A 369-nucleotide genomic window follows, 5' to 3' on the forward strand; every position below is an offset into this window, starting at 1 on the left:
GTTCAATTGTAACAATTGCAGTAAGTATGGCAAAAATTGGAGTGAGGTTTAACAACATACAAAATAAAGACGTAAAAAAAGTAGCCAAACCAGTTTTAATAGTTCGCGCTCCAATTATATGTCTATACCATTTATCATTCATATCATACTGACTCCTCTTAAGAAAAGGAAATTCGAAAAGACTTTACTTTAGACAAATTCTCTTTCTTTGAAAATTAATTTAACTATTACGAATCGTTATACATTCATATTTAGTATATCAAAAAATTTTTGCTATAATAAGATGTAATATAATTTATAAAGGAACGGGATAAAATGATTGTTAAAACTGATGAAGAATTACAAGCGTTAAAAGAAATAGGTTACATT

The 369-nt window shown here is 26.6% G+C and carries 1 protein-coding gene; it reads right to left on the reverse strand.

Going from position 1 to position 369, the window contains the following annotated elements; translation table 11 throughout:
* Nucleotides 1-142 (reverse strand): aromatic acid exporter family protein (locus H1S01_RS22715; protein WP_423751952.1); only part of this gene is annotated, 142 nt, incomplete at its 3' end.
* Nucleotides 143-369: the final 227 nt, after the last annotated feature.

The sequence above is a fragment of the Heliobacterium chlorum genome (assembly GCF_014502795.1).
Classification (GTDB): domain Bacteria; phylum Bacillota; class Desulfitobacteriia; order Heliobacteriales; family Heliobacteriaceae; genus Heliobacterium; species Heliobacterium chlorum.